Source organism: Sphingopyxis sp. LC81, assembly GCF_000756375.1.
Lineage (GTDB): Bacteria > Pseudomonadota > Alphaproteobacteria > Sphingomonadales > Sphingomonadaceae > Sphingopyxis.
Map to the genome: position 1 here is coordinate 163,753 of NZ_JNFD01000030.1, position 8,683 is coordinate 172,435.

General features: G+C 63.5%; 7 protein-coding genes. 1 reads left to right on the forward strand and 6 read right to left on the reverse strand.

The genetic code is table 11. The features are described from left to right. Positions 1–167: 167 nt before the first annotated feature. Genes FG91_RS15375 through FG91_RS15385 form a run of 3 tightly spaced genes read right to left on the reverse strand, consistent with a single transcriptional unit; the run spans position 168 to position 3,251 of the window. Entirely contained in the window at positions 168–782 is a 615-nt protein-coding gene (locus tag FG91_RS15375; protein ID WP_037516466.1) for a 2-dehydro-3-deoxy-6-phosphogalactonate aldolase, read from the reverse strand. Further along, entirely contained in the window at positions 782–1,654 is an 873-nt protein-coding gene (locus FG91_RS15380) for a 2-dehydro-3-deoxygalactonokinase (protein WP_037516468.1), read from the reverse strand. Before FG91_RS15380 ends, FG91_RS15375 begins: the two co-directional genes overlap by 1 nt. A 13-nt stretch (positions 1,655–1,667) precedes the next feature. Next, positions 1,668–3,251 carry a sodium/sugar symporter gene (locus FG91_RS15385; protein WP_037516545.1) on the reverse strand — a complete coding sequence of 528 codons (1,584 nt, stop codon included), beginning with the start codon at positions 3,249–3,251 and terminating at the stop codon, positions 1,668–1,670. 213 nt (positions 3,252–3,464) lie between these two features. On the opposite strand from FG91_RS15385, the gene FG91_RS15390 reads away from it, so the two are divergent. Further along, complete coding sequence (locus FG91_RS15390) at positions 3,465–4,196, forward strand: FadR/GntR family transcriptional regulator (protein ID WP_037516471.1); 732 nt, start codon at positions 3,465–3,467, stop codon at positions 4,194–4,196. Between the two features lie 45 nt (positions 4,197–4,241). Here FG91_RS15390 and FG91_RS15395 read toward each other — a convergent pair whose 3' ends face one another. From FG91_RS15395 to FG91_RS15405, 3 genes are all read right to left on the reverse strand, one after another. After that, positions 4,242–6,956, reverse strand: coding sequence for a TonB-dependent receptor (locus FG91_RS15395; protein WP_235212060.1), 2,715 nt, complete (start codon positions 6,954–6,956; stop codon positions 4,242–4,244). 115 nt (positions 6,957–7,071) lie between these two features. Beyond that, positions 7,072–8,202, reverse strand: a complete 1,131-nt coding sequence (locus FG91_RS15400; protein WP_037516475.1) for an endo-1,4-beta-xylanase — start codon at positions 8,200–8,202, stop codon at positions 7,072–7,074. Between the two features lies 1 nt (position 8,203). Continuing rightward, positions 8,204–8,683: aldose epimerase family protein (locus FG91_RS15405; RefSeq protein ID WP_037516477.1), on the reverse strand; the 480-nt coding region annotated here is incomplete at its 5' end.

An 8,683-nucleotide genomic window follows, 5' to 3' on the forward strand; every position in this document is an offset into this window, starting at 1 on the left:
ATCACAACCCCATCAACGCCTGCACCGCGTCACAAGTTGCGCCGCGCCGCCGCGGGAAAAAGGCGTTCCGGCTCGGTCCACAAGATCGCGCCCGTCGCCGCTTTTCGAGCCTCTTCCTCGCGCCGCAGATTCTACCGGTGACGGAAGCCGTCCGATGGATATGGACTTTAACGGCTCGCCAGAACGAAGTCGTCGGCATGCCGTTTCAGATCGCCGAGCGCGATCCCGGGGCGATAGAGCGCGCCGCCCAGCCCGAAGCCCGTCGCCCCCGAAGCGCGCCAAAGCGCCAATTTGTCGGGGGTGATGCCGCCTGTGACGATCACGGGGACATCGGAAGGCAAGACCGTTTTCAGCGCTTTCAAGATTGGCGGAGACGAGGCTTCGGCCGGGAAATATTTCAGCGCCGTCGCCCCGGCCGCATGCGCGGCGAACGCTTCCGACGGGGTCAGGAAGCCCGGAATCGACGCGAGGCCCGCTTCCACGGTCGCGGCGATGACGGCGGCGTCGGTGTTCGGTGACACGATGAGCCGCCCGCCCGCCGCGGCGACGTCGGTCACCTGGCTGCACGACAACACCGTCCCCGCGCCGACGACCGCCCGATCGCCGACCGCGCCGGCCAGAATATTGATGCTGCGCAGCGGGTCGGGTGAATTCAGCGGGACCTCGATCAAGGTGAACCCCGAATCGACAAGCACCTCGCCCGCCGCCGCCGCCTCTTCCGGCCGGATTCCCCGAAGAATGGCGACAAGCGGGCATTGTTCCAGCGCCGAGGCGAAATCCATCACAATTCTCTCCAGATTCGGGTGATGCCGGCGACGAAGGCCGCATGGCTATCGACAAGGATCGCCGAGCCGCCCAGCTCCTCGATCGCGCAGCGGTAAAGCCCGCCAAGATGGGCGTCGGCAAGCACATGCACCGGCTCCGCCGGATCTGTCAGGCGCGCGCGGACGTCGCTGCCGATGAGCAACCCGCTGGTGAAGGACGCGCTTTGCTCGAGCGGCAGCGACCCGAGCAGGCGCGCCGCGCGAACCGAGAAGAGTAGCGACAGCAGATCCTGCCCCTGCGCCTGACGGACGCCCGCCAGAAACCCGTCGTTCGGCCCGACATCGCCGTCGAGCAGATCGGCGAGCAGGCTGTGCTGCTTGAGCAGCGCGAATAATTCACCGGTCATCGTCGTGGTGAAATCGACAAGGCGGCCGCCCGCCACCCGCGCCCATTTGCAATGGGTGCCGGGCTGGCAGAGCATCGCGCCATCAGGCACCAGCCCCGCCTCGAGCGCGCCGAGAAACTGGACCTCTTCGCCGCGCATCACGTCGGCGCGGCTGTCATCGAGGCGGCACACGCCGGGGACGATGGCTGCGCGCTGCCCCTCGATCCACCGGGTTCCGCGCGCGATGGCCGCGAAGTCGGCGGGCGCCGGCACATAGGGAATTTCGTGCCAGCCGCGCTTCGACCCGACCATGCCGGCGCACAGCATCGGGACATCGCCAAAACGCGCGCGGATGCCCGCCGCCTCGGCATCGAAACCGCCCGGCGCAATCGCCAGCACGCCGCGGTCGTCACGCTCGGTTTCGATCACCGCGCCGCCCGCGTCGATGCTGTACACGCGGCGGTTGGTGGTGCCCCAGTCTATGGCGAGAAAATGTCCGTCCATGCGCCCGTCCGACCTACCACCAGGTCGCATAGAGCGCGATCAGGATCGCGATCACCGCGCCGCTTGCCACGTTGAAACTGGTCGTGGTGCTAAAGCTGACGCCTTCGGCCGTGATGCGGTCCTTGTCGGCGGTGGCCGGCATCAGCAGCGACAGGCCGATCGCCAGCGCGAGCGCGATCAGGAACACGATCCCCATGCGATCCATGAACGGGACCGAAGGCGCGAGCACCTTGAACAAATAGGAGAAACCGACCGACGCCACCGCCGCGGCGATCGCGCCCGCCTCGCTCGCGCGCTTCCAGAACAGGCCGAGCAGGAAGATCACCGTGATGCCGGGGGTGAAGAAGCCCGAAAATTCCTGGATGAACTGGAAAGCCTGATCGGAACCACCGAGCAAGGGGCGCGCGGTGACCAGCGCGAGCAATGTCGCGATCACGGCGACGATGCGCCCGACGAGCACCAGCTTCTTCTCGCCCGCCTCGCTCCGCTCGCCGGCATGCGCGGGTGAGAATTTGGCGTAGAGATCGAGCGTGAAGATCGTTGCGATCGAATTGATCTTCGACGCGGTCGACGCGACCACCGCGGCCATCAACGCCGCAAAGACCAGGCCCAATATGCCCGCGGGCAGCAGCCGCATCATCGTCGGATAGGCCTCGTCGGGTTTCGCGAGGTCGGGCGCAAGCATCACCGCGGCGATCCCCGGCAGCACGACGATCACCGGCATCAGCAGTTTGAGGAAGGCCGCGAACACGATGCCCTTTTGCGCCTCTGCCAGGCTTTTCGCGGCGAGCGCGCGCTGGATGATATATTGGTTGAACCCCCAATAGGAGAGGTTCGCGATCCACATGCCGCCGATCAGTACCGAAATGCCGGGCAAATCCTTGTAGAAGGGATTGTCGGAGGTCAGGATCATGTCGAAGTGCCCCGGCAGTTCGCTGGTCAGGCGGCTGAAGCCGCCGATCAGCCCCGCGTCACCGCCGATTTCGCTGAGCGTGATGCCCGAGATGAGCAGGCCGCCGAGAACGAGCAAGGTGACCTGGACGATGTCGGTGAGCGCGACCGCCTTCAGCCCGCCGTAAAGCTGATAGAGAAGCGCGAAGCCGCCGAGCGCGAACAGCGCGACATCCTGATCGACCCCCGCCACCTTGTTGACCGCGATCGAACCGAGCCACACGATCGATGTGAGGTTCACGAAGATGTAGAGCGCGAGCCAGAAGATCGCCATCAACGTGCGGATGTTGGTGCCGTAGCGCTGTTCGAGGAACTGCGGCATCGTGAAAATCTCGTTGCGGATGAAGATCGGCAGGAAAAATTTGCCGACGATCAGCAAGGTGAGCGCCGCCATCCATTCATAGGAGGCGATCGCGAGGCCGATCGCATAGCCCGATCCCGACATGCCGACGATCTGCTCGGCGGAAATATTGGCGGCGATCAGCGACGCGCCGATCGCCCACCAGGGCAGGTTCTTCGACGCGAGGAAATAGTCGGCGCTGTCCTTGGCCTTGCCGCTCTTTTCGCGGCTGACCCACTGCGCGAGCCCAAAGATCCCGATCGCATATGCGACGATCACCATCACATCGAGCGTCGTCAGCGTCATATTCGGCATCCCCTTTCCCGCGGTGTCCCGCAAACGCCGCGCCGAAAAAACACGCGATCGTCTATTTATACGATTTATAGGACTTTATATTTATATGATCTATGCCACTTGTCTAGAGCCTAGCTGCGGGCGATACAAAGTGCGAGTGAGCCCGCGAGGGACGGGATACCGCGAAGCGCCTTTTCCGGCGGTGCGGGCAAGAGAGGGAAAAGCGTGCAACCAGGCGATCCGGCGGAACTGCGAACCCGATTGGGACGCAACCTCACCTATGGCCTCCTCGATGCGCTGGGTCGCGCGATCGTCATCGGCGCTTACGAAGACCAGCCCTTTCCCACCGAGGCGGAACTGGCGAAGCAGCATGGCGTCAGCCGGCAGGTGACGCGCGAGGCGGTGAAGATGCTGACCGCCAAGGGCCTGCTCAGCGCGCGCCCGCGCCAGGGCACGATCGTCCAGCCCGCGACGACGTGGAACCTGTTCGATACCGACGTGCTGCGCTGGCTTCTCGAGCGCAAATTCTCGGTCGAGCTGTTGCAGCAATTCAATCAGCTGCGCGTCGCGATCGAACCCGAGGCCGCCGCGCTCGCCGCCGCCAATGCCAGCGACGCCGATCTCGAACCGATCTTTGCCGGCCTCAAGCGCATGGAAGCGGCCGAGCGCGGGTTCGACGATCCGCTCGACGCCGACATCGCCTTTCACGTTGCGATCTTGCGCGCGTCGGGCAACCCGTTCTTCGTCCAGTTTCGCGACGTGGTGACGACAGCGCTGCGCAGCTCGATCCGCTTTACAAACCGTATCAAGGGCCGGTCGGCGAGCGTTCCCGATCATGCCGCGGTCAGCGAGGCGATCGCTCGCCGCAATCCCGACCGCGCGCGCAAGGCGATGAAGAAAATCATCGGCGACGTCCTCGACCTCATTGAAACGAGCGACAACCCGGCCGAGAGCTGAGGCGAGGCGGGGCGCCGCGATGGCCGCGACGCCCGGCCCGCCGGTTCAGAAGCGCGCGCGCAGGCTCGCCCCATAGAAGCTGTCGTCGACGCGGATGTCGTGCGGGAAGCCCGGCGTGTGGAAATAGCTGTAATATTTGCTCTTGAGGACGTTCACGCCGTCGACGCTGAGCGCCAGATTCTCGTTGATGTCATAGCTGACCGAGAAATCGAGCCGGCCGTTCGCCTTGACGCGGTTGAACTTCGCGCCGTCGCCCGGCACCAGCAGGCCGCCGCCGAACAGGCCCTCGTTGAACTTGCCGCGCCAGGTGTAAACGACGCGCGCGGTGAAGCCGTATTTCTCGTACAGGCCGCCAATGTTGTAGCTATATTTCGACACGCCGAGCAGCGGTTCGCCGACGAGCGGATCGGTCGGGGTCTTGATCTTGCTGTCGGCGAAGGTGAAGTTTCCGAACATGCCGAGCCCGTCGAGCCCTTCGGGCAGGAAATCGAAGAACATCTGTCCGCTGACTTCCACACCCTTCAACTGGGCACCGCCCAGGTTGCGCGGACGCGAGATATTATAGGTGATGCCGTCGATGACCTCAGGCTCGACGCCGATCGCGACGCGATCCTTGATCTCGCGATAATAGACGGCGGCCGACACATAGCTCGACGGGCCGAAATAATATTCCGCCGTCGCATCCCACGCTTCCGATTTCTGCGACCGCAAATCCGGATTGCCGCCATTGCCGTTGGGGCGGATATTGGCGTTGTTCGGCACTTGATAGAAAAGGCCGGGATTGAGATCGCCAAACGCCGGGCGCGACAGTGTCTTGGCATAGCTCGCACGGAGCTGCAGTTCGGGCGTCAGCTTCAGGCGGACGCTGGCGTTCGGCAGGAAGTCGGTTTCAGTGCTCGACCGCCGGACAGGCGTCAGCACGCCGCTCACCCGGCCCGTTCCTTGCAGGTCCCGGTCGTTCGTTACCCAGCGCACCCCGACAAGGCCGTCGACCAACATGTCGCCGCCAAGGTCGGCGGCATATTTGACCTGCACATAGCCCGACATCGTCTTTTCGTTCGCACGGTAGCTGCGCGACGGATCGGGCGCAGGATCGCCCGTCGGCGCGCCATAGAGCTGGCGCAGGAGGTCGGTGTTTTCGCGCAGGAAGTCGGGATCGGGGGTGTACCAGTTCGCCCCATTGTTGATGAACGGGATCGACGCGGGCGACAGGATCAGGAAATCGGAAGGCAGCCCGACCGAATTGACCTGCGTGACACGGTTGCCGCCGGGCGCGGCGGGGCCGCCGGCAAAGCCTTCGAACGATGCCTTGCGGTCCGCATAGCGAAAGCCGAGCTGAATCTGGTCGATGAAGCTTTCGACGTCGTAGCTGAAGTCGGTCCGCCACGCCTTCAGCGAGCTTTTCGAGGTGTTGATGTCTTGGAACAGGCTGTTCGCAAAGCGGAAATCATTGGGATCGCTGAGCGGATCGCCCGTCATCACGGTCGTCCCATGCCCGTTGTCGTTGATGATGACATTCACCGCGGGGATCGTCTTGCCGATATCGACGATGATGTTGCGCGCCTTGAACGTCGTGTCGAAATAGGAAAGATCGGTTTCGAAATGGATGCGGTCGTTGTCGTACCGCATGCCGCCCGCGATCAGCCATTGGTCGGTCTTGTCGCGCTTGGCCTGCGTGCTGGTGAGGCCGGGGACGTTGTTGAAGGTCGCGCTTTCGCCGAGGCACAGATTCTGCGTTGTGCCGCCGTTGCGCGTCGGGAAGCCCCCGCCGTCGACCTGCGCCGTGAAACATTCGTCGCCCGCCACGGCGTTAGTGATGCTCTGCGCCGCGAAAATGTCGGAGAAGATGAAATTGGTGGCGAAACGCGAGCGATAGCCGCTGTAGAGTCCGTCGACATAAAGCTCGAGTTCGGGGGTCGGTTTCCACTGGAGCGCGAGATTCGCCTGCGGGCGGCTATAGCTGCCGGTGTCAGTCAGCCCGCCGACACACGTCGGCAGCACGATCCCCGCGGCGCCCGGAGGGCCGTTGGAGCCTGAGCGCGGATCGCAGTTGAACGAGATCGGCCGGTTGAAATTCTGATCCGAGTAGGAAATGTTGAGGAGCGCACCGAACTCGCCGTCGCCGACGTTCCAGTGGCCGCTGATCAGCCCGCCGACCGTATAGCTGAACTTGTCGACTTCCTTGCCATAGCTGCCGCGCGCGTTGAGCGCGACGCTGACGCCTTCCTTGAAATTGAACGGCTTTTGCAGCTTGAGGTTGATCACCCCCGCGACGCCGCCTTCGAGTAGGTTGGCCGAGTTGGATTTGTAAATTTCGGCCCCCGCCAGGGCTTCGGCGGGCAGATCCTGAAAGGCGAAGCCGCGGCCGACACCGGTGAAGATCTCGCGCCCGTCGAGCGTCGTCAAAATATCGCCGATGCCGCGCACGAGCGGGCTGACGACCTCGTTGTTGAAGCCGTTGACGGTCTGGATGCCGGGAACGCGTTGCAGCGCGGCCGCCACGGTGGAGTCGGGGAATTTGCCGATGTCGTCGGCGACGATGGCCTCGACCACCTGGTCCGAATTGCGCTTGATGTTGCGTGCGGCCTGCAGGCTGGCCCGCTGGCCGGTCACGACGATTTCGCGATCGGTCGCGGCGGTGCCTTCGCTGGCCACGCTGCCGGTCTCGACTTGCTCGTCCGACGTCTGCGCCGCGGCGGACGCCGATGCGAGCAAGGCCGCCATCGACGCACTCGTAAACATGAACAATCTGGTCTTCATCGGTCGTCTCCCCATAGAGCTGCCAGGTGATGTTTCACCCGATCTTGTTGATTTTAAATATCTTATTTGTAATATAAATTATTCAGGCACAAAAAATTGAAAGATCGGACGCGCGCTATTTTGTGGGCACGACACCCTTCGGCGCGGCGGTCAGACGCTTGATCAGGTCGACTTCCGCCTGCCGATACGGCGTGCCGTCGCTGCGCAGAACCTCGTGGAACCAGATCGTCGGCTCATCGCCGGTGTAGGGCTTTTTCCAGCTGTCCCACGGCAGCCGCGTCTGCGACTTGCCGTCGACAAAGCCCCAGTTGATCATCGCGACGCCATATTTCTTGCCCAGCGGCAGCGAGCCGTCGAAGGTCGATCCATTGCCGCGCGCCATATATTCGGTGCACAGCAGCGGCCGCCCATAAACCTGGAGCTGCTTGACGCGGCCTTCGAACGTCTCGGGCCAATTATAGTCGTGGAAGGAAATGACGTCCGACTGCGCGACCTGAATCTTCTCGACCGCATCGAGCTTGTTCACGTCCGACCATTCGTCGCCGATCCACAGCCCGCTGGTCAGCGGCTGTTTCGGCTTCGCGCTCCGCGCCCAGTCGAAGACCTGGCCGAGCAGGCCGGCAACCATCGCCTTCTTGTTCGGCGTCGGTTTGTAATTGCCGCCGCCGTCATTGTTCGGCTCGTTCCAGACGTCCCAGACAAGGACGCGGTCGTCGTTCGCGAAATGGCCGACGATATCCTTCACATAGGCTTCCAGCTTGCCATGCTGCGATTTGTCGGCAAGCCGCGCGGCGCCCGGCGCCTGCATCCAGCCGCTGTTGTGAACGCCGGGGATCGGAGGATGCTGCGGGCCCGCAACGGGATTCGGGTCCCAGCAGCTGTCGAACAGCACGAACATCGGTTTGATCTTGTGCTTCGCCGCGATGGCGAGGAACTGGTCCATCCGCTGCTTCAGCCCCTCGGGGTCGTTCTCCCAGAGCAGATTGTGCAGATAGACGCGCATCGTGTTCATGCCCATCGCCGACGCCCAGCCGAGCTCCTTGTCGATCGTTGCGGGATCGAAGGTCTCTGCCTGCCACATCTCGAACTGGTTGATCGCGGTCGCGGGGTTATAGTTGGCCCCGACGAGCCACGGCTGCGCCTCGTACCAGCTATGCGCCTGCGCCTTGGTCCAGCGTTCGGCGGCATGCGCGGGCGATATCAGGAACAGCGCGGCGCAGACCAGCGCCATCAACGAACGAAGCATCTCACTCTCCGAAAAAGAGACGGTAAACCATCTTGTTTATATAGGTTTGGCCCGGGGCCAGCCGCGCCGAACCAAGCGCGGGCTGGTTCGGCGTGTCCGGAAAAATCTGGGGCTCGAGCACGATCGCGTCGCCTTGGCGATAGAGCTTGCCCGCCTTGCCGACGACAGTGCCGTCGAGGAAGTTGCCCGAATAAAATTGCACGCCGGGCTGGTTCGACCAAAGCTCGAAGCCGCGGCCGGAGACGGGTTCCTCGACCCGCGCGAGCTGGCGCAACGCCTTCGACACCGTCTTCGCGACGACGAAATTATGGTCATAGCCTTTACCGATCACGATCTGCGGATCGCTCGCGTCGCGCACTCGCTCGCCAACCTCGTGCGGGGTGGCAAAATCGAACACCGTGCCCGCGACGGGCTGGAACACGCCGGTCGGGATCAGCGTTTCATCGACCGGCGTATAAGCCGCTGCGGGGATGGTCAGCAC